The following is a 20,150-nucleotide window of genomic DNA, read 5'->3' as shown; positions in this document are numbered from 1 at the left end:
TTTTCTCCGTTTCGTCGCAAGATCTTTAGCCCAAGGGCCTCAGCATCGGGAGCGGATCGCGGTTTCCATCCACTGTCAAAACGCAACAATCTTTCCCGGATTCAATATGTTGTGCGGATCGACCGCCTGTTTCAAGGCGCGCATGAGGGCAAGCGCCCCGGCCCCGTGCTCGACCTGGAGATACTTCATCTTCTTCTGACCCACGCCGTGCTCGCCCGTGCAGGTGCCTTCCATGGCGAGCGCCCGCCGCACGAGCCGGTCCACGAAAGCCTCGCAGGCCTCGACCTCTGCCGGGTCGTCCGTGTTCACGAGGGGCTGGACGTGGAAGTTGCCGTCGCCCACATGGCCGACGATGGGTGCAATCAGGCCGCTCGCGGCGATGTCCCGCTTGGTCTCGTCGACGCATTCCGCGAGGCGGGAGATCGGCACGCACACGTCCGTCGCGACCGACTGCGCCCCCGGCCGCAGGCCGCGCGCGGCCCAGTAGGCGTCGTGCCGCGCCTGCCACAGGCGGGTGCGCTCCTCCGGCTTCGTCGCCCATTCGAACGGGCCGCCGCCGAACTCGGCTGCGATGTCGCCGAAGCGCTCCGCCTGCTCCTGGACGCCCGAGGCGGAGCCGTGAAACTCCAGGAGCAGCAGCGGGCTCTCGGGCAGCGAGAGCTTCGAATAGAGGTTGACCGCCTTCACCTGAAGCTCGTCGAGAAGCTCGATGCGGGCGACGGGGATGCCCGACTGGATCGTCATGATCACCGCGTCGCAGGCGGACTTGACGTTAGGGAATGGGCAGATCCCGGCGGAGATGGCCTCGGGGATGCCATGCAGGCGCAGCGTGATCTCCGTGACGATCCCGAGGGTGCCCTCCGAGCCGACGAACAGGCGAGTCAGGTCGTAGCCGGCGGAGCTCTTCTTCGCCCGGCTCGCGGTCCGGATCACCTCGCCGTCGGGCAGGACCACGGTGAGCGAGAGCACCGCGTCGCGCATGGTGCCGTAACGGACCGCATTGGTCCCCGAGGCCCGGGTCGCGACCATGCCGCCGATGGAGGCGTCGGCGCCCGGATCGATGGGGAAGAACAGCCCCTTGTCGCGCAGGTGCTCGTTCAGCTCCTTGCGGGTGACGCCCGCCTCCACCACGCAGTCGAGGTCCTCCTCGTGGACGGAGACGATGCGCTTCATGAGGCTCAGGTCGACGCAGACGCCGCCGTAGGGTGCGTTGATATGTCCCTCCAGGGAGGTGCCCGTGCCGAAGGGGATCACCGGCACGTCGTGCCGCAGGCACAGCCTGACGATCTCCGACACCTCCTCGGTCGTCCGGGGATAGACCACCATGTCCGGAGGCTGGTTCGCGACCCAGGTGAGGGAATGACCGTGCTGCAGGCGCACGGCCTCCGACGTGGCGACCCTGTCGCCGAAGCGCCTCACGAGTTCGTCCAGCAGGGGAACCAAGGCGGTCTGGTCCGGTTTCGTATGGCGGGACGCACGGGTCGCGTTCATCGGTGCTTCAGGTCCGTTTGCGATGCTGACTCGTCCCATGACTACCAGAACCGTTGCAAAGGCGACACTCCGGCCAGGAATGACGAACCAGCCTACTGGCCAGGCACGGGAAACGTGCTAGTGTTGCGATGTGGGGAGGCGTGAGAAGCATGATCGGCAGTGAAGGAGAGCACTGATCATGGACGAACGCGCACCCGTCTTCTTCTTCGCCCCGTTCGTTTCATCGACCATGCGCGTCCAGCCGGCATGGATCGACTACAACGGGCACATGAACATGGCCTATTACCATGTCCTGTTCGACAGGGCGGTGGAGGAGGCCTTCGGCCTCGTGGGCCTCGGCCAGGACTATCTGGAGGAGCGCAACGCCTCCTTCTTCGCGGCGGAGGCGCACACGCTCTACAAGCGCGAGCTGCGGGCCAAGGACGCGGTGCGCGTCACGCTCCAGCTCATCGACTTCGACGAGAAGCGCCTTCACTTCTACATGGAGATCCGCCACGCCGCGGAGGGCTGGCTGTCCGCGACGTCGGAGGGCCTGAGCCTCCACGTGGACATGGCGACGCGCAAGGTCGCGCCCTTCCCCGACGATATCCTGGCCAATCTCGCGATCATGAAGGCGACCCATGCCCGCCTCGCCCGGCCGCAGACCCTCGGCCGCGTCATCGGAATTCCCGGCCGGACGGAAGCCCTGAACCCCCTGCGGGAGCCGGCGCTCGCCTCCGGCACCCGTCACTGAGGGCGCAACCCCTTAAGCGCGTCAGCACCCCACCGAGCCCGCCGGGCAGGTCCTGATTCCGGCCGGCGGCGTCGGGTTGCCGAAGGTCCTCTGCCGGTCGATGCTCTGGCGGAGCTGGTTGGTCTCGAACTGGTTCTGCTGCTCGAAGCGCTGGAGGCGCTGCTGCTGCTGGAGATCCCGGTTGATCTCCTGCACGCGCCGCTCCGCCGGGCTCTTGCGCGGCAGGCGGGTCTGCGCGGCCGCGGGCCAGGCCACGGCCAGCGCCAGGGAGAGGCAGACGACGGTCTTCGGTGCCTTGCGCATGGCCATTCCTTTCCGGGTCCTCGCTCCCCATATGGCGCGTGGCGTCCTTCTCGACAATGAAGTTGCGCCTGCGGCAGGATCGCCCCCATTCCGGGCTCGACGCCGTTCGCCTTTTGATCCATGGTCGGCCCGATGAATCAGCCTGAACACAGACCCGAGCCGCGGGGCGAGGCCGCTTTGGAGCCGGCCGCCGGCTCCCTGAGCGCCCGCGCCCGTGCCGCGGTCGCCCCGCAGTCGCCCTATCTCGCGGGCCTCAATCCCGAGCAGCGCGCCGCCGTGGAGGCGACCGAGGGTCCCGTTCTCGTGCTCGCCGGCGCGGGCACGGGCAAGACCCGGGTGCTCACCACCCGCATCGCCCACCTGATCGCCACCGGCCGGGCCCGCCCGTTCGAGATCCTCGCCGTGACCTTCACCAACAAGGCGGCGCGGGAGATGCGCGAGCGGGTGGGCTCCCTCATCGGCCCGGTGGCCGAAGGGATGCAGTGGCTCGGCACCTTCCACTCCATCGGCACCAAGATCCTGCGCCGGCACGCCGAGCTCGTGGACCTGCGCTCGGATTTCACCATCCTCGGCACAGACGACCAGCTGCGCCTGATGAAGCAGGTGATCGAGGCGGAGGGGATCGACGAGAAGCGCTGGCCCGCGCGGCAGCTCGTCGGGATCCTCGACGGCTGGAAGAACCGTGGCCTCGGGCCCGAGCAGGTGCCGGCCGGCGAGGCGGGCGCCTTCGCCAACGGCCGGGGCGGCCGGCTCTACCGGGCCTATCAGGAGCGCCTCAAGACCCTCAACGCGGTGGATTTCGGCGACCTGCTGCTGGAATGCCTGCGCCTGTGGCGCGAGCATCCGGACATCCTCCAACAGTACCAGAACCGCTTCCGCTACATGCTGGTGGACGAGTACCAGGACACGAACGTCGCCCAGTATCTCTGGCTCCGGCTCCTCGCCCAGGCGCGCAAGAACCTGTGCTGCGTGGGCGACGACGACCAGTCGATCTACGGCTGGCGCGGGGCGGAGGTGGACAACATCCTCCGCTTCGAGCACGACTTCCCCGGCGCCACGGTGATCCGCCTGGAGCGGAACTACCGTTCCACGGGGCACATTCTCTCCGCCGCCTCGGGCCTCATCGCCAAGAACCAGGGCCGCCTCGGCAAGACCCTGCGGACCGAGGACGAGCCGGGCGAGAAGGTCACCATCACCGGGGCCTGGGACTCGGAGGACGAGGCGCGCCTGATCGGCGAGGAGATCGAGGCGCTGCACGCGAAGCGCCATCCCCTGTCCGAGATCGCGATCCTCGTGCGCATCTCCGCCCAGATGCGCGAGCTGGAGGACCGCCTCGTGACGCTGGGGGTGCCCTACCGCGTCATCGGCGGTCCGCGCTTCTACGAACGGGCGGAGATCCGCGACGCCCTCGCCTATCTCCGCGTGGTCAACCAGCCCGCGGACGACCTCGCCTTCGAACGGATCGTCAACGTGCCGAAGCGCGGCCTGGGCGACGCGACGATCCAGGTCCTGTACAACCATGCCCGCGCGGCGCGCGTGCCGCTCTTCGAGGCGGCACGGTTCATCGTCGAGACCGACGAATTGAAGCCCAAGCCCCGCGCGGCGCTGCGCGACCTCCTCATCTCCTTCGGCCGCTGGTCGAAGCTCTCCGAGACCATGACCCAGTCCGAGGTGGCGCAGACGGTGCTGGAGGAGTCCGGCTACACCGAGATGTGGCAGAAGGACAAATCGGCGGACGCGGCGGGACGGCTGGAGAACCTCAAGGAGCTGGTGCGCTCCATGGAGGAGTTCCCGGACCTGCAGAGCTTCCTGGAGCATGTCTCGCTCGTCATGGAGGCGAACGAGTCCGACACCTCCGAGCGCGTGAGCCTGATGACGCTGCATGCGGCCAAGGGGCTGGAGTTCGACACCGTGTTCCTGCCCGGATGGGAGGAAGGCCTGTTCCCGAACCAGCGCGCCCTCGACGAGAGCGGCCGCGCCGGACTGGAGGAGGAGCGCCGCCTCGCCCATGTGGGGCTGACCCGCGCCCGGCGCCGGGCGAAGATCTATTTCGCCTCCAACCGCCGGATCCACGGCCTCTGGAACTCGACGGTCCCGAGCCGCTTCATCGACGACCTGCCGGAGTCGGACGTGGAGATCGTCGAAGCGCCCGCGACCTTCTCCTATGGCGGCGGCTTCGGCGAAGGCTCCCGCTTCGACCGCATGGCGCCCTTCGCCGGATCCAGCTACCAAACGCCGGGCTGGCAGCGGGCACAGGCCCACCGCGCCGCGACCGGGGGCGGAGGCTCCTCGGCCTACCGGTCCGGCGACCGCCGCGGGCCGATGACGATCGAGGGCGAGCTCGTCGCGAAGTCCACCGGCGGCTCCGGCTTTTCCGTCGGCAGCCGGGTGCTCCACACCAAGTTCGGCCCCGGCACCGTCGAGGCGGTGGACGGCAACAAGCTCACGGTGGAATTCGACAAGGCCGGACGGAAAATGGTGCTCGACAGCTTCGTCGAGGCGCTCGGCTGACGGGACGGGGCGTGGTTACGCTCCCTGCTCTCGCTGGGTCGCGACAGCCGGCAGCGCCCCCTAGCCACGCCTCCGCAACTGTGGAACCATCCCTCGCGTCAGACACGCGAGAATGAGGCCCGCATGTTTCCTCTCTCCCACATGCTGAAGTCGTTCGTGCGCACCGGGACGCTCAAGGTGATCGATGCGGACGGGAAGGAGCATCTCTTCGCCGGGACCCCAGAGCCGAGGGTCGCCATGCGGCTCACCGACCGGTCGCTCTACCACAAGCTCTTCCTCAACCCGGAGCTTCATGCGGGCGAGGCCTACATGGACGGGCGGATGTCCTTCGAGGAAGGTTCCACGCTCAGGGATTTCATCACCCTCTTCTCCCTGAACCGGGCCACGCTCGCGAACTATCCCCTGCAGAGCGTCCTCAAGCGCATCTCGCGCACCGTGAAGCGATTCCAGCAGGCGAACCGGGTGGGACAGGCGCAGAAGAACGTGGCCCACCACTACGACCTCGGCAACGACTTTTACCGGCTCTTCCTCGACAAGGGCATGCAGTATTCCTGCGCCTATTTCCTGCACGACGACGATACCCTGGAGGAGGCGCAGCAGAACAAGCTGCGCCTCATCGCATCGAAGCTGCAGCTCAAGCCGGGCCTCAGGATCCTCGACATCGGCAGCGGCTGGGGCGATCTCGCGCTCTACCTCGCGGCCATGGAGGACGTGGACGTGACCGGCGTGACGCTCTCGAAGGAGCAGCACGCCCTGTCGAACGAGAAGGCGCGCCGGGCGGGCCTCGGCGATCGCGTGCGCTTCGAGCTCGTCGACTACCGCAAGCTCGAAGGCCGGTTCGACCGCATCGTCTCGGTCGGCATGTTCGAGCACGTAGGCGTGCAGCACTATGGGGAGTTCTTCGCCAAGATCAACGCTCTCCTCGACGACGACGGGCTGATGCTCCTGCACTCCATCGGCAAGATGAGCCCGCCGGGAACCGCGAGTCCGTGGCTGCGGAAATATATCTTCCCCGGTGCCTACTCGCCGGCCCTGTCGGAGGTGTTTCCCGTGGTCGAGCGGAACGGCCTGTGGGTGACGGACCTCGAGTTCCTGCGCCTGCACTACGCCAAGACCCTGAACCATTGGTACCGGCGCTTCGAGGCCAACCGGGACAGGATCAGGGCCATGTACGACGAGCGGTTCTGCCGGATGTGGGAGTTCTATCTCGTCAGCGCGGAGTCCATGTTCCTTACCGGCAGTCAGCTCGTGTTCCACATGCAGCTCGCGCGGCGCCGCGACGCCGCGCCCATCGTGCGCGACTACATCACCGACCTGCAGCGCCACTACCGCCTGCAGGAGGCGGAGCGGCTGAAGGCCCTTCGCGAAGCCGAGCCGGTGGAGCCGTAGCCGCCGGCGCGGCGGCGCAATGGCCTCGCAGTCCTTGCTTCCAGGCCCGCCACGGGTGGGGCGGGATGGGCGTAGCGGGTCGGCAGCCTGCTCCCGGGCCTTTTCCTGAAGAAGGACGGGAGCCCTCCCCTTGCGGCCCCGCCGCTGCCGCAATTTCCGGCGCCGCCCTCCTCCCCCTGCCCCTGGAAATGCGCTAAGCGGATCCCATGCTCGAAGGACTGCACCCCAACCGCCCGACCCATATCTTCCGCATCACGACGGACGAGCGCTCGGCCCGCGCCATGACGGAACTGATCGGGGAAATATTCGATCCGACGGAGACGGCCGTCGCCGCCTTCGAGACGGAGGAGGACGGTCCCTGGCTGCTCGAGGCCTATTTCGCCCGGGAACCCGACGAGACCGCCATCCGCGACCTGCTCCGGCCCATCGTCGGGGCCGAGGCGGACAAGGGCGTGTTCCTGCCCCTCCAGCAGCAGGACTGGGTGAAGGCCTCCCTCGAAGGGCTGAATCCCGTGCGGGCCGGACGCCTGCTGATTCACGGATCGCACGACAGGCATGTGCGGCGTTCCAACGACCTCTCCATCGAGATCGAGGCAGCCCTCGCCTTCGGCACCGGCCATCACGGAACGACCAAGAGCTGCCTTCTCGCCTTCGTGGACGAGCTGAAGCGCCGCAGGCCGCGCCACGTCCTCGACGTCGGGACGGGGACCGGCATCCTGGCCTTCGCCGCGGCGAAGGTCCTGAAGCGGCCGGTGGTGGCGGGAGACATCGACCCGGAGGCCGTCCGGGTGGCGCGGGAGAATGCGCGGCTGAACGGGATCGCGCCCTGGATGAAGCTCTATGTGGGTCCCGGGGTGCGCAACGCCATGGCCGACAGGCCGGGCCATTTCGACCTGATCTTCGCCAACATCCTGGCGAAGCCCCTGCGCCTTCTCGCCCCGTCCCTCGCCCGGGTGGCGACCCGCGACGGGATCCTGATCCTCTCGGGACTCCTCGTGCGCGACGTGCCGGGCGTACTCTCGGCCTATGCGGCGCAGGGCTGGCACCTGGAGCGCCGCTACGACCTGGAAGGCTGGGTCGCGCTGGTGCTGAGGCGGGGCGGTGCGCATCCGCGGCCCCGCCGGCGTGAGACCTATTCGGCCTCGACGCCCGGGTAGCGCCTCGCCAGGGCTTGACGCAGGGCGAAAGCCTCGACGCAGACGTCGCGGGCCGTCCGGAATGCCTTGAGAATGAGGGCGACGATCATCGGTCTTGCTCCCTTAGCGATCGAAGGACGGACGGCCGGCGGCGACCGGCGCGCCGTAGCGGGCGGGAAGCTCGCGCAGGGCGGCCTCATAGGGGCGAAGCTGCCGTGCGGCGGCGCTGGCCCGGCCGGCGGCCAGAAGGTCGATCATGCGCCGCGCGAGAGGCGTGCGCCCGGACGGCAGGTTGATCCCCGATACGGCGGGGCTGACGGTGACTGCTGGCATTGGTTCATCTCCCAAACCGATGGCGATGACCCTTCGACGTTCCTCGTTCTATCGTTGCCATAAAGGTAAGCAGTTCTGACCTATTCGAGAAGCCCGGGCCACGGCATGTGAGCCATGCCTGGAATGCAATTCACTTTATGAATTGTCTGCCTGCCAGGCAAATCGTGCATGGGAACAGGGCATCTCATCTCAGAGGAGGGTCGCCGTGCCCCTGGCGGGGCAGCCTCGCCGACCTCCGCCATGGCTGAGCCCTCCCACCCGCGTCATTTCGACCGGCGCGCTTCCGATGTTCCCGCTTTCCGCATCGCCTCACGGAAAATCGGTTCTCATTTGGCCTGAAAATGCTCTAGCTTGGCGCCCCCATTGACCAGCCCGGTTCCTCCCTCCATGGCCCGTTTCCAGAGTTTCGACGATTCCACCTCCCCCGCCCAAGGTCCGGAACGGATCGCGAGGCTCCGTACCGAGCTCGCGCGCCGGGGCTACGATGGCTTCATCGTCCCGCGCGCCGACGAGCACCAGAGCGAGTACGTACCCAGGAGCGCGGAGAGGCTGGCCTGGCTGACCGGCTTCACCGGGTCCGCGGGCACCGCCGTGATCCTCAAGGACAAGGCGGCGCTCGTGGTCGACGGGCGCTACACCGTCCAGGCGTCGGAGCAGGTGGACACCTCCGTGATCGCCCCAGTCCAGATGGCGGAGACCTCGGTGGAGGACTGGGTCGCGGCGAACCTGCCCGCCGGCGGCGTCCTCGCCTACGATCCCTGGCTGCACACCAGCGACGGCCTCAAGCGCCTGGAGCAGGCCGCCGCCCGCGCCGGGGGCAGGCTCGCCCCGGTGGACATGAACCTGATCGACGTGATCTGGATCGACCGGCCCGCTCCCCCGAAGGCGCCGGTCCTTCCCCATCCCATCGCCTATGCGGGCGAGACCGCCGCGTCCAAGCTCGAGCGCCTGCGGGCCAAGATGGCGGAGGACAAGCTCGACGCCCTCGTCATTTCGGACCCGCACAACCTCGCCTGGACCTTCAACCTCCGCGGCGGCGACGTGGGGCACACGCCGCTTCCCCTGGGCTATGCCATCGTCCCGAAGGAAGGCCGGGCGCGGCTGTTCTTCGACCGCGACAAGATGACGAACGAGGCGGGCGCCGCCGTCGGCGACCTGGCCGACTTCGTCGACATCACCGGCTTCCTCGGGGCCCTGGACGATCTCGGCCACGGCCGGGAGAAGGTCCGCATCGACGCCGCGACCGGCTCGGTCGCCCTGATCCGCCGGATCGAGGCGGCGGGCGGAAAGGCCGATGTCGGAGCCGATCCCGTCGCCCTCATGAAGGCCGTGAAGAACCAGGCCGAAATCGCCGGCTCCCGCGCGGCCCACCTGCGCGACGGCGTCGCCGTCGCCCGCTTCCTCGCGTGGCTCGACAGGGAAGCCCCGAAGGGCAACCTCACGGAGATCGACGCGGTCGAGGCGCTCGAAGCCTTCCGGCTGGAGACGGGCGCCCTAAGGAACGTCTCCTTCCCCTCGATCTCGGGCGCAGGCCCCAACGCCGCCCTCCCCCACTACCGGGTGACCCGGTCGAGCAACCGGACCATCGAGCGGAACGGGATCTTCCTCATCGATTCCGGCGCCCAGTACGAGGACGGCACCACGGACATCACCCGCACGGTCATCGTGGGCGAGCCGACTGCCGAGATGAAGGACCGCTTCACGCGGGTCCTGAAGGGGCACATCGCCATCGCCCGGTGCGTCTTCCCGAAGGGGACGAGCGGCGCCCAGATCGACGCCTTCGCCCGTCAGCCGCTGTGGGAGGCGGGTCTCGACTTCGACCACGGCACCGGCCACGGCATCGGCAGCTATCTCTCCGTGCACGAGGGGCCGCAGCGCATCGCCAAGACGGGCACGACGCCCCTCGAGGCAGGGATGATGCTGTCCAACGAGCCCGGCTTCTACAAGCCGGGCGCCTACGGCATCCGCATCGAGAACCTGATTCTCGTGGAGCCCCGCACCATCCCCGGCGGGGACCGGGAGATGCTGGGCTTCGAGACCCTGACCTTCTCCCCCATCGACCTGCGCCTCGTGGAGCCCTCGCTGCTTACGGAGGCCGAGACCGCCTGGCTCGACGGCTACCACGCGGAGGTGCGCGCCAAGATCGGCCCGCATCTCGACGGCGAGACCCGCTCCTGGCTGGAGGAGGCGACGCGGCCGCTCGGCTAGAGCATCGAACGGAAATTCGAACCCACGTTCGATGCCCCAGGCTTATGATTTCACGCATCTTTTCGCGCAAAACCGGTTCCCATTTTTGCGCTCGATGCTTTGGAGTTTGGGCCGGCAGGCCTCACGCCGCCGGCTGCCGCGCCGGAACCGTGGCCGATGGCGCGGGGCAGAGCGCGACGCCCCGCTCCTCCAGGAGCGCCCCGAAGGCATCGGAGTTCAGATAGGCCAGTTCCTCCGGACGGCTCTCCACGGCAGGATCGAGCCCGCGCAGCGCGTCGTCCCCATGGCCCGGATGGCACATCACCACCGGCTGCGGCCCGAGATTGGAGAGCGCGGACGCGAAGACGCGCCCGGGCGGGATCGAAAGGTCGAGGGGCGCGAAGCCCGAGAAGCCTTCGTTCGTCCGAAATCCTGCGGCGCGGGCCTGCGCGCGGAAGCCGCGCGCCAGCGCCTTGACGATCAGAGCCTTTCCCCGGCCGACCGGCCGCCGCAGGATCGACGTGGCGAGGTCGGAGGGATCGCGGAGCCAGAGGCGGCCCGCATAGCCGCCCTCGACCAGGACCGCGAACAGGGCCTGCCGCACCGGCGGCAGGACGTGGACGTGCTGGTGCCCGTCGACGAAATCGGGCGCGGCGCCATGCACCAATTCGAAGGCCACGAGCTGGCGGCGGATCTCCTCCCGGATCTCCTCCACCGAGAGCCGCCCGCGCAGGGCGCCGGAGAGGAGGCGCCCCAGGGGCGGGAAGCTGCCGTCCGGCGCCAGATGCGGCATGGGCTGGATCGGCGCGCCGACGGTGAGGTTGAGATGAAGCCCGATCCCGATCCGGCCCATGTAGGGCCGGAGCCCGGGCGCGGCGCGGCGCCAGCCCGGCATGTTGGTCATGGCGCCGGTCGCCGAAACGCGGCCGCGCCCGATCAGATCGAGGATGCCGCGGCTCACCCCGTCCGTCAGGCCGAAATCGTCGGCACAAAGCACTACCTGGCGCTGCGCGCTCATTCTCACCTCGAAATCGGCTTTGCCGCACCCTATCCCTCTTGAGCAAAAGAGAAAACTCGGGTCTCAATGCGCCCCAGGTCCGAGGAACCCCGGTCGAAGGAATGTCTTGTGGCGTCGCCTGAACTCAGCGTGATCATCCCCGTCCACAACGAGAGCGCCAACATTGCGCCGCTCTGCGGACGGCTGCTGCCCGTCCTGAACCGCATCACCGCCCGGTGGGAGGTGATCTTCGTCGACGACGGGAGCCGCGACGATACCATGGACCGGATCAGGAGCCTCAGCCAAGGCGAACCGCGGATCGGGGCCGTGTCGTTCAGCCGCAATTTCGGCAAGGAGGTCGCCATCGCGGCGGGGCTCGATCATGCCCGAGGCGACGCGGTCGTGATCATGGACGCCGACCTGCAGCATCCGCCGGAGATGATCGAGACGTTCGTCGAACGCTGGAAGGAAGGCTATCTCATGGTCTACGGCCAGCGCACCGACCGCTCCGACGAGACCCGCGTGAAACGCGGCTTCGCCCACCTCTTCTACCGGCTCTTCGCCCGCTTCGGCGAGATCGCCCTGCCGGAGGGGGCCGGCGACTTCCGCCTCATCGACCGCAAGGGCGTCGAGGTGCTCCGGACCCTTGGCGAGAAGGCGCGATTCTCGAAGGGGCTCTATGCCTGGATTGGCTTCAGGAGCATCGGAGTGCCGTTCGTGGTGGAGGAGCGCCTGCACGGCACGACCAAGTGGAGCTTCCGGAAGCTGTTCCGCTTCGCCTTCGACGGAATCGCGGCCTTCTCCACCGTGCCGCTGCGCGTGTGGACCTATATCGGTTTCCTCATCTCGTTCCTCTCCATCGCCACGGCCTTCTACTTCCTCGTGCGCACGCTCCTCTTCGGCACCGATCTGCCAGGCTTCCCGAGCCTGATCGTCTCCGTCATGTTCTTCTCGGGCATCCAGCTCATGTCGCTCGGCATCGTCGGCGAATACGTGGGCCGCATCTTCGCGGAGGTGAAGCGGCGGCCGCTCTACGTGGTCCAGGAGCGGCTGGGCGGCGCGGCGGAGGTCAGCGCGAGCCTCGTCCGCGAGGACGCCCGGTTGCGCCAGGCCTGATCCATGTTCCGGAAGATCCTTTCCGTCGGGGGCTGGACTCTCGTTTCCCGGCTCACCGGCTTCATCCGCGACGTGGTCATCGCCGCGGTGATGGGCACCGGCCCCATCGCCGACGCCTTCGTGGTGGCGTTCAAGATCCCGAACAACTTCCGGCAGATCTTCAGCGAAGGCGCATTCAACAACGCGTTCCTGCCGACCTACGCGCAGGTCCTCGAGAAGGAAGGCGAGGAGAAGGCGCGCTCCTTCGCAAGCCGCATCACCGCGCTGATGCTCGTCGTGCAGCTCGCCCTGCTGGCGCTCGCCTTCCTCGCCATGCCGACCGTGGTGAACCTGCTCGCGCCCGGCTTCTCCGACGAGCCGTCCAAGTTCGACCTCGCGGTAAGGCTCACCTACATCACGTTTCCGTATCTTCTCTTCATCACCCTCGTCACGATTCTCTCGGCGATCCTCAATGCCCACGAGCGCTTCGCGGTGGCGGCGGCCTCCCCGGTCCTGCTCAACGTCTCGCTGATCGCCGCGCTCGCCCTCGCCTTCCTGTTCCCGAACGCGGGCTATGCTGCGGCATGGGGCGTGACGGTCTCGGGCGTCCTGCAGCTCGGCCTCGTGTGGTGGGACGCGCATCGCCGGCGCATCGCGCCCGGCATCGAGAGGCCGCGGCCGGACCCCGCCATGCGCTCCTTCTTCAAGACCCTGGGCCCGGCCGTGATCGGGTCGGCCGGCGTGCAGATCGCCATCTTCGCGGACACGATCATCGCCTCCTTCCTGCCGACCGGCGCGGTCTCCTCGCTCTACTACGCGGACCGCATCTACCAGCTGCCCCTCGGCGTCATCGGCATCGCCGCGGGCACGGTGCTCCTGCCGGAGATGAGCCGGCGCATCGCCGGCGGCGACGAGGCCGGGGCCCATGCGGCCCAGAACCGCGCGGTCGGCCTCACCCTGGCGCTCGCGGCTCCCTTCCTGGTTGCCTTCGTGACGATGCCCGATCTGATCATGACGGCCCTCTTCCAGCGCGGCGCCTTCGATGCGCAGGCGGCCTCCCGCGCGGGCGCGGCGCTCGCCGCCTATTCCATCGGCCTTCCCGCCGCCGTGCTCATCCGCTCGGCGCTCGCGAGCTTCTACGCGCGCTCCGATACGGTGACGCCGCTCTACGCGTCCCTGACGGCGGTGGCCGCCAACGTGCTCCTGAAGATCGTGCTGATGGGGCCGTTCGGCGTCGTCGGCCTCGCGCTCGGAACGGCGCTCGGCGTGTGGATCAACCTGATCCTGCTCTTCGTGCTCGCCTATCGCCGCGGCTGGAACGACCCGAGCTCCGGCCTCGTGCGGACCTGCCTCGCGATCCTGCTCGCGGGCGCGGCCCTCACGGCCTTCGCATGGTATGCGCCGGGGCCTCTCTCGCGCTGGACCGGGACGCTTCCCGCGTGGCGCAGCGAGACGCAGCTCGCCATCCTGGGGGCCTGCGGCGCGGTTCTCTACGGCGCGGTGCTGCTTGGCGGCATGAAGGCGCTCGGCGTGCGCCTGTCGCGGCGCTGAGGAAAACCGCTCTCAGAGCGGCATGTCCTCCACCGTCGCCGCCGGCAATCCCCTCTGCCAGAGGGCGGAGCGCAGCGCCGGGGTCAGCCCTTTGCCGGAGGTGAAGACGGCGATCGCTTCGTCGTCGCCCTCCTCGTGCCCGGGAACCGGCCTTCCCAGGAGCTGCACGACCCTGCGGGCGATGGCGGGAGCCGGGTCGATCCATGTGACAGGCCAGGGCGCGAGAGCCCTCAGGCGCGGCAGGAGCAGCGGATAGTGCGTGCAGGCGAGCACCACCGCGTCGGTGCGCCGCTCCCCCTCCTCCACGAAGCAGGGCGCAAGTTCCGCGCGCAACGCCTCGTCGGGGACGGGCCGCCCTTCGAGTTCCGCCTCCGCATGGCCCGCGAGCCTCGTGGAGCCGACGAGGTTCACCCGGCAGCCGGAGGCATAGGTTTCCACGAGGCCGCGCGTGTAGTCCCGCGCCACGGTGCCGGGCGTTGCGAGAACCGTGACGAGGCCGCTGCGGGTGATCTCCGCGGCGGGCTTGATGGCCGGGACGGTGCCGACGAAGGGAATCGGGAAGCGGCGGCGCAGATGCGGCAGCACCAGGGTCGAAGCGGTGTTGCAGGCGATCACCGCCAGCTGCGGATCGTGCAGGCCGATCAGCCGCTCCATGACCGTCATCACCCGCGCCACCAGGACGTCCTCCGGCAGGCGGCCGTAAGGAAAGGCCGCGTCGTCCGCCGCATAGACGAAGCGCGCGTCAGGACGCGCCTTCAGGACCTCCGAGAATACGGTGAGGCCGCCGAGGCCGGAATCGAAGACGAGGATGGTCGGCGCGGGAGAGGGCATGGCCGCGGGGTTATAGGCGGTTCCGGCGAGCAGATCGATACGCATGGGCACTCACCCGGCTGGGGGATCAGGAGCGTCCGCTCAGGAACTCCGTGAGGCTCTGGCGGGTCTCGGAGGGGGCGAGATTGAGCTTCCGGCGCGGGCCCTTCTCGGGTTTCTCGTCCTCCGCCTGCCCTTTCGGCATCTGCGCGGAGAGGCGCCGCACGGGCCAGCCGTCGCTCCAGGTGCCCATGTCGACGAATTTCGGATCCCGCGCCAGGGAGGCCCCGTCGCGCCCGGCGAAGGCCGCCTCCGCCGCCATGTCGAAGGTCTTCCAAAAGGCCAGGTAGTCCAGGGTGTCGGTGGGGTTGTTGCCGAGCTGCGCCGTCAGGATCGTCTGCTCGCCGGTCAGCGCCATGTCCGCGCTCCAGCGCCAGGCGTTCTTCTGCTTGGGATCCCTCGGCGGATCGGGCTGCACCTTGATGGCGGCAGCGTCGTAGTCCGTCTTGGGCGAGCCGGGCGAGGCCAGCGTCGCGGTGAGCGCGGGGAAGCCGTGGTCGTCCGAACTCGCGCGCATGAACAGCTTGCGGCTCGCGGGCACCGCCTCCGTCTCCTTCAGGATGCGCCGGGCGGCCTTATCGGTCGGCAGGTAGTCCCGGTCGCCGCTGATCGTGACGAGGAGCGTGGAGGCGTCCACCGCGGAGAGGTCGGACAGGAGAATGCCCCTCGCCTTCGGGTCGGAGGCGATGCCGCCGGGCATCGCGCCGAAGATCAGCTTCGGGACGGGCAGGCCCTCGTCCTTCGCGGCCGCGGCGAGATTGAGGGCGATGGGCACGCCTGCGAGGTGCCCGATATAGGCCACGCGCCCGGAATCCGGACGGGCCGCGTCGTCGGAGGCGAGCGCGTCCAGGGCGGACTTCACGAGAGAGGCGGCAAGGGCGGACGCATCGGCGGGGCGCGTGCGGTTCACGTCCTGGAAGCGCGGGAAGAGGACGAGCCACCCCTTGCGCGCCAGGTGGTCGATCCAGCCGCCGTAGAGCGCCGGGTTCGTGGCGCCCCAGGAATGGAAGAACACCGCCACCGGGCGGGGGGCGGAGGCGGGCTCGGCGCCGTGGAACGCGAAGGTCGCGGCGCTCGCCGTGCCGACGGCCCGCTTCACCACCTTCGACACGGGATAATCCGCGCCGCCGGGGCCCTGCTCCGGCTGCTTCGGCGGCGAGGCGGCGAAGGCTGCCGGCGCCACCAGGCAGGAGCCGAGGAGGAGAAGGACGGAAAGCGGGCGGCGCATCATGCGTCTCTGATCCGGTTCACAGGCGAAAGACCTTCGCGTTCCGCATCAAAGCAGAAGACCTTTAACGGTTTCTCAAGCGGCGTCCTTCCGCAAGGGCACGAATCGCCCCGCGCAGGGTGCGGACGTCCTGCTCCGTCAGCGCGAGACGGTGGAAGATGTCGCGCATGTTCCGGACCATCACCGGGCGCTTGTCTTCGGGGAAATGGCTCACCGCATCGAGTTCGCCCTCGATGTAGTCGAAGAACGAGATCAGCGTCTCCCGGGATGCGGGCAGCGCCTCCCGGCCGCCGAAGGGCAGCGTGCCGCCGGTCGCGTGGCGCTGCCACTCGTAGGCCATGAGGAGCACCGCCTGCGCGAGATTGAGGGACGAGAACCGCGGATCGACGGGAAAGGTGACGATGGCGTCGGCGAGGGAGACCTCGTCGTTCTCGAGGCCGGTGCGCTCGCGGCCGAACAGGATGCCGACTCCCTGCCCCTCGCCGATGCGCCGGCGCGCCTCCGCCATGGCCGGCTCCGGGCCGAAGACCCGCTTCATCTGCCCGCGCTCGCGGGCGGTGGTGGCGAAGACGTAGTGCAGGTCGGCGATGGCGTCGCGCACGGTGTCGTAGAGCTTCGCCCCGTCGAGGATGTGCGTCGCTCCCGAGGCGGCGGAATGGGCGCCTTTCTTCGGCCAGCCGTTGCGCGGCGCGACGAGGCGCAGTTCGGAGAGGCCGAAATTCGCCATGGCGCGGGCAACCATGCCAATGTTCTCGGCGAGTTGCGGCTCGACCAGGACGATGACGGGATGGTTCATGGCGGCGGTCTCGACAGGCGCTGAAGCGGGCGAAGGGATGACACGACCGCCCGGGGCGAAGTCAAGCGTCCCCGGCCCTGTCGTCCTCCATGCGGGAGAGAAAGGTGGAAAGCAGCCGGTCGAGCTCCGCGCGCTCGTCCTTCGACAAGGGCGACATCAGGCGGGCCTGCGTCGCCACATGGGCGGCGACCGCCTCCTCGATGAGGCCGAAGCCCTTGGGTGTGAGCGCGATGATGACGCTGCGCGCATCCTCCGGATTGTTCCTGCGTTCGACAAGACCGGCCTTCTCCAACTGGTCGATGCGGTTCGTCATGGTGCCGGAGGTGACCATCGCGGTCGCCATCAGGTCTCCCGGGCAGAGGGCATAAGGCGGCCCGGAACGGCGCAGGGTCGCCAGGACGTCGAAGCTCGCCCCGTTGAGCCCGAAGGCGGCGAAGGTCTTCTCCATCTCCGCGGAAAGGCGGCGCGCGATCCGCCCGAGACGGCCGATGGTTCCCATCGGCGCCACGTCCAGATCGGGCCGCTCGCGTCGCCATTGGGCGAGAATCCTGTCGACGTGATCCATGCGGCAGGATCTCCACGAAATTATCTTGACGTCAAGCAAAATGGGCATATCTTGACGTCAAGATAAATCGAAAGCCTGCCATGTCCCGCGCCACAGACCTTCCGCTCACGGCCATCGCCCCCGCGATCTGGGGCAGCACCTATCTCGTGACGACCGAGCTCCTGCCCCAGGGTTATCCCCTGACCGTCGCCATGCTGCGGGCGCTGCCGGCCGGCCTCCTGCTGCTGCTCGTCGTCCGGCGGCTGCCCTTCGGAATCTGGTGGGCCAGGACCTTCATCCTCGGGGCGCTGAACTTCGCGGTGTTCTGGTGGATGCTGTTCATCTCGGCCTACCGGCTTCCCGGCGGCATGGCCGCGACCGTCGGCGCGGTCCAGCCGCTGATCGTGATCTTCCTGGCCCGGCTGGCGCTGGGAACCCCCATCCGCCCGCTGGCCGTCGCTGCCGCATTGGCAGGCGTCGGGGGCGTGGCGCTGCTCGTCCTGACGCCGCAGGTGGCGCTCGATCCCGCGGGCGTGGCCGCCGGGCTCGCCGGGGCCCTGTCCATGGCGGGCGGGACGGTCCTGTCCCGCCGCTGGCAGCCTCCCGTGTCCCTTCTCACCTTCACCGCCTGGCAGCTCGCGGCGGGCGGGCTGCTGCTGGTTCCGGCGGCCCTCTGGCTGGAGCCGCCCCTGCCTCCGCTCACGGGAGCCAATCTCCTCGGCTTCGCCTATCTCGGCCTCGTCGGAGCGGCGCTGACCTACATCCTCTGGTTCAGGGGCATCGCTCGGCTCGAGCCCTCCGCCATCGCGCCCCTCGGCCTCCTCAGCCCGGTCACGGCGGTGATCCTGGGCTGGGTCGCGCTCTCCCAGCGCCTGACGGCCGCCCAGTTCGCGGGGATCGCCATCGTGCTCCTCAGCGTGTGGCTGAGCCAGCGCGCCCAGCGGCAGGGGGCCTCCAGGCCCGCCGGCGCGCCCGCCCGCTGACGCCCGGCGGGCCGGCGCAACCTCCCTGGTCGGCCTTTCACGGAACATAGGAGGCTCGTAGCCATTTCTTCCTGCACCTCGCCAGTCTCAGTCCCTGTTCGTTGTGGAGCGTCCATGCGCCGGCTGTTCCTCCTTTCCGCCCTTCTCGGCCTTCTGGTGCCGGCCGGGGCCTCCCTCGCCGCTCCGCCGGTCGGAGGCGAGCCCGCCACGCCTCCCGCCCCGCTCTTCCACGGCCACTGGTGCGGTGCGGGCGATGCCAACAGGGCCGCTCCCGTGGACGCGCTCGACGCCGCCTGCCGGGCGCACGATCTCTGCTACGAGCGGATGGGGCGCGGCGCCTGCGCGTGCGACAGGGCCTTCCTCAAGGCCACCGGGCGCCTGATCGCCAGTCCGGGAACGGACGAGAGCCTGCGCGGCAAGGCGGCCACTGCGAACTCGCTCTTCAGCGCGACGCCCTGCGTAGAGCCCAAGGGGAAGGGCGCGCGGGCCGCCCGGCGCTGACGTTCCTGCGAAAGTCGACCCTTCCCCGATCCGCCCAGTCGCGCTATAGCCCGCGCCATGTGCCTGCCGCCCGGCGGGCAGCCCAGGCTTCAAGCGCAAGGTAAGATCATGGCGAAGATCAAGGTGGCCAACCCGGTCGTCGAACTCGACGGCGACGAGATGACCCGCATCATCTGGCACTTCATCAAGGAAAAGCTGATCCACCCCTATCTCGACATCGATCTCAAGTACTACGACCTCGGCATCGAGAACCGGGACGCCACCAACGATCAGGTCACCGTGGAAGCCGCGGAGGCGATCAAGAAGTACGGCGTCGGCGTGAAGTGCGCCACGATCACGCCGGACGAGGCCCGCGTGAAGGAGTTCAACCTCAAGGAGATGTGGAAGTCGCCCAACGGCACGATCCGCAACATCCTCGGCGGCGTGATCTTCCGCGAGCCGATCATCTGCAGGAACGTTCCGCGCCTCGTGCCCGGCTGGACCCAGCCCATCGTCGTCGGCCGCCACGCCTTCGGCGACCAGTACCGCGCGACCGACTTCAAGGTGCCCGGCAAGGGCCGCCTGACGATCAAGTTCGAGGGCGAGGACGGCACGGTCATCGAGAAGGAAGTGTTCAAGTTCCCCGATGCCGGCGTCGCCATGGCGATGTACAACCTCGACGAGTCGATCCGCGACTTCGCCCGCGCCTCCTTCAACTACGGCCTCAACCGCCGCTTCCCGGTCTACCTCTCCACGAAGAACACGATCCTCAAGGCCTATGACGGCCGCTTCAAGGACATCTTCCAGGAGATCTACGACGCCGAATTCAAGTCCAAGTTCGAGGCCCTCGGCCTCACCTACGAGCATCGCCTCATCGACGACATGGTGGCCTCCGCCCTCAAGTGGTCCGGCGGCTACGTGTGGGCGTGCAAGAACTACGACGGCGACGTGCAGTCCGACACGGTGGCCCAGGGCTTCGGCTCGCTCGGCCTCATGACCTCCGTGCTGATGACGCCTGACGGCAAGACCGTCGAGGCGGAAGCCGCCCACGGCACCGTGACGCGCCACTACCGCGAGCACCAGAAGGGCAAGGAGACCTCCACCAACTCCATCGCCTCCATCTTCGCCTGGACCCGCGGCCTCGCCCACCGGGCCAAGCTCGACGACAACGCCGAGCTCGCCAGGTTCGCCGCGACCCTGGAGAAGGTGTGCGTGGACACGGTCGAGTCCGGCTACATGACCAAAGACCTCGCCCTCCTCGTCGGCGCCGAGCAGAAGTGGCTTTCCACCACCGGCTTCCTCGACAAGATCGACGAGAACCTCAAGAAGGCGATGGCGGCCTGATCGCCGCCCCGGCGACGCCGGGAAGAGAACCGAGAACGACGGGAAGCCCGGCCCTGCGCCGGGCTTTCTGCTTTCTGCCGCTCCGGCAGCGGCGCCGCCATCGCCCAGGTTCGGCGAAACCTTTCCGTCCTCGGCGGATTTTGCCCCATGCGCATCCCGTGCCGCGCAAGGACAGGAAA

At 68.6% G+C, this 20,150-nt stretch carries 18 protein-coding genes; 10 read left to right on the top strand and 8 right to left on the bottom strand.

What is annotated here, in order from left to right; translation table 11 throughout:
- Nucleotides 1–75 precede the first annotated feature (75 nt).
- Complete coding sequence (locus GDR74_RS07100; protein WP_152585654.1) at nucleotides 76–1,491, bottom strand: FAD-binding oxidoreductase; 1,416 nt, start codon at nucleotides 1,489–1,491, stop codon at nucleotides 76–78.
- Between the two features lie 178 nt (nucleotides 1,492–1,669).
- Here GDR74_RS07100 and GDR74_RS07095 point away from each other — a divergent pair, with 178 nt between their 5' ends.
- Nucleotides 1,670–2,224, top strand: coding sequence for a thioesterase family protein (locus tag GDR74_RS07095; RefSeq protein ID WP_194164659.1), 555 nt, complete (start codon nucleotides 1,670–1,672; stop codon nucleotides 2,222–2,224).
- A gap of 21 nt (nucleotides 2,225–2,245) precedes the next feature.
- On the opposite strand, the gene GDR74_RS07090 is transcribed toward GDR74_RS07095, so the two are convergent.
- Nucleotides 2,246–2,527 (bottom strand): hypothetical protein, encoded by a 282-nt coding sequence (locus GDR74_RS07090; RefSeq protein ID WP_152585652.1) that lies wholly within the window; start codon nucleotides 2,525–2,527, stop codon nucleotides 2,246–2,248.
- Between the two features lie 132 nt (nucleotides 2,528–2,659).
- On the opposite strand from GDR74_RS07090, the gene GDR74_RS07085 reads away from it, so the two are divergent.
- The 3 genes from GDR74_RS07085 (at nucleotide 2,660) to GDR74_RS07075 (ending at nucleotide 7,584) form a co-directional block, all read left to right on the top strand.
- Nucleotides 2,660–5,038 carry an ATP-dependent helicase gene (locus GDR74_RS07085; RefSeq protein ID WP_152585651.1) on the top strand — a complete coding sequence of 793 codons (2,379 nt, stop codon included), beginning with the start codon at nucleotides 2,660–2,662 and terminating at the stop codon, nucleotides 5,036–5,038.
- Nucleotides 5,039–5,161: 123 nt separating this feature from the next.
- Entirely contained in the window at nucleotides 5,162–6,427 is a 1,266-nt protein-coding gene (locus tag GDR74_RS07080) for an SAM-dependent methyltransferase (protein ID WP_152585650.1), read from the top strand.
- A gap of 206 nt (nucleotides 6,428–6,633) precedes the next feature.
- Nucleotides 6,634–7,584 (top strand): 50S ribosomal protein L11 methyltransferase, encoded by a 951-nt coding sequence (locus GDR74_RS07075; protein ID WP_152585649.1) that lies wholly within the window; start codon nucleotides 6,634–6,636, stop codon nucleotides 7,582–7,584.
- Nucleotides 7,585–7,686: 102 nt separating this feature from the next.
- Here the strand turns inward: GDR74_RS07075 and GDR74_RS07070 are convergent, their stop codons facing one another.
- Nucleotides 7,687–7,896, bottom strand: a complete 210-nt coding sequence (locus GDR74_RS07070) for a hypothetical protein (RefSeq protein WP_152585648.1) — start codon at nucleotides 7,894–7,896, stop codon at nucleotides 7,687–7,689.
- A 387-nt stretch (nucleotides 7,897–8,283) separates the two neighbouring features.
- Between GDR74_RS07070 and GDR74_RS07065 the strand changes: the two genes are divergently transcribed.
- A complete protein-coding gene (locus GDR74_RS07065; RefSeq protein ID WP_152585647.1) occupies nucleotides 8,284–10,104 on the top strand; it encodes an aminopeptidase P family protein in 1,821 nt (606 codons plus the stop codon).
- Between the two features lie 121 nt (nucleotides 10,105–10,225).
- Here GDR74_RS07065 and GDR74_RS07060 read toward each other — a convergent pair whose 3' ends face one another.
- The gene (locus GDR74_RS07060; RefSeq protein ID WP_152585646.1) at nucleotides 10,226–11,101 is read right to left on the bottom strand and encodes a ChbG/HpnK family deacetylase; all 876 of its coding nucleotides are present in this window, start codon (nucleotides 11,099–11,101) and stop codon (nucleotides 10,226–10,228) included.
- 108 nt (nucleotides 11,102–11,209) lie between these two features.
- Here GDR74_RS07060 and GDR74_RS07055 point away from each other — a divergent pair, with 108 nt between their 5' ends.
- Both GDR74_RS07055 and murJ read left to right on the top strand, forming a co-directional pair.
- The gene (locus GDR74_RS07055; RefSeq protein ID WP_246179945.1) at nucleotides 11,210–12,196 is read left to right on the top strand and encodes a glycosyltransferase family 2 protein; all 987 of its coding nucleotides are present in this window, start codon (nucleotides 11,210–11,212) and stop codon (nucleotides 12,194–12,196) included.
- Between the two features lie 3 nt (nucleotides 12,197–12,199).
- Nucleotides 12,200–13,726, top strand: a complete 1,527-nt coding sequence (gene murJ / locus GDR74_RS07050) for a murein biosynthesis integral membrane protein MurJ (RefSeq protein ID WP_152585644.1) — start codon at nucleotides 12,200–12,202, stop codon at nucleotides 13,724–13,726.
- Nucleotides 13,727–13,738: 12 nt separating this feature from the next.
- Here the strand turns inward: murJ and murI are convergent, their stop codons facing one another.
- The 4 genes from murI to GDR74_RS07030 form a co-directional block, all read right to left on the bottom strand.
- On the bottom strand, nucleotides 13,739–14,602 hold the full coding sequence (gene murI, locus GDR74_RS07045) for a glutamate racemase (protein ID WP_152585643.1): 864 nt from the start codon (nucleotides 14,600–14,602) through the stop codon (nucleotides 13,739–13,741).
- 22 nt (nucleotides 14,603–14,624) lie between these two features.
- The gene (locus GDR74_RS07040) at nucleotides 14,625–15,827 is read right to left on the bottom strand and encodes an alpha/beta fold hydrolase (RefSeq protein WP_194164658.1); all 1,203 of its coding nucleotides are present in this window, start codon (nucleotides 15,825–15,827) and stop codon (nucleotides 14,625–14,627) included.
- Nucleotides 15,828–15,888: 61 nt separating this feature from the next.
- Nucleotides 15,889–16,620, bottom strand: coding sequence for an RNA methyltransferase (locus GDR74_RS07035; protein WP_152585642.1), 732 nt, complete (start codon nucleotides 16,618–16,620; stop codon nucleotides 15,889–15,891).
- 61 nt (nucleotides 16,621–16,681) lie between these two features.
- Nucleotides 16,682–17,185: a MarR family winged helix-turn-helix transcriptional regulator gene (locus GDR74_RS07030; RefSeq protein WP_152585641.1), complete on the bottom strand. Its 504-nt coding sequence runs from the start codon at nucleotides 17,183–17,185 to the stop codon at nucleotides 16,682–16,684.
- Between the two features lie 80 nt (nucleotides 17,186–17,265).
- Between GDR74_RS07030 and GDR74_RS07025 the strand changes: the two genes are divergently transcribed.
- The 3 genes from GDR74_RS07025 (at nucleotide 17,266) to GDR74_RS07015 (ending at nucleotide 19,971) form a co-directional block, all read left to right on the top strand.
- Nucleotides 17,266–18,147: an EamA family transporter gene (locus GDR74_RS07025; protein ID WP_152585640.1), complete on the top strand. Its 882-nt coding sequence runs from the start codon at nucleotides 17,266–17,268 to the stop codon at nucleotides 18,145–18,147.
- Nucleotides 18,148–18,261: 114 nt separating this feature from the next.
- A complete protein-coding gene (locus GDR74_RS07020) occupies nucleotides 18,262–18,648 on the top strand; it encodes a phospholipase A2 family protein (protein ID WP_152585639.1) in 387 nt (128 codons plus the stop codon).
- A 108-nt stretch (nucleotides 18,649–18,756) separates the two neighbouring features.
- On the top strand, nucleotides 18,757–19,971 hold the full coding sequence (locus tag GDR74_RS07015; protein ID WP_152585638.1) for an NADP-dependent isocitrate dehydrogenase: 1,215 nt from the start codon (nucleotides 18,757–18,759) through the stop codon (nucleotides 19,969–19,971).
- Nucleotides 19,972–20,150 lie beyond the last annotated feature (179 nt).

Origin of the sequence: Microvirga thermotolerans (assembly GCF_009363855.1) — a bacterium.
In the GTDB taxonomy this organism is placed as follows: domain Bacteria; phylum Pseudomonadota; class Alphaproteobacteria; order Rhizobiales; family Beijerinckiaceae; genus Microvirga; species Microvirga thermotolerans.
This window is presented reverse-complemented; position numbering and strand designations above follow the sequence as displayed.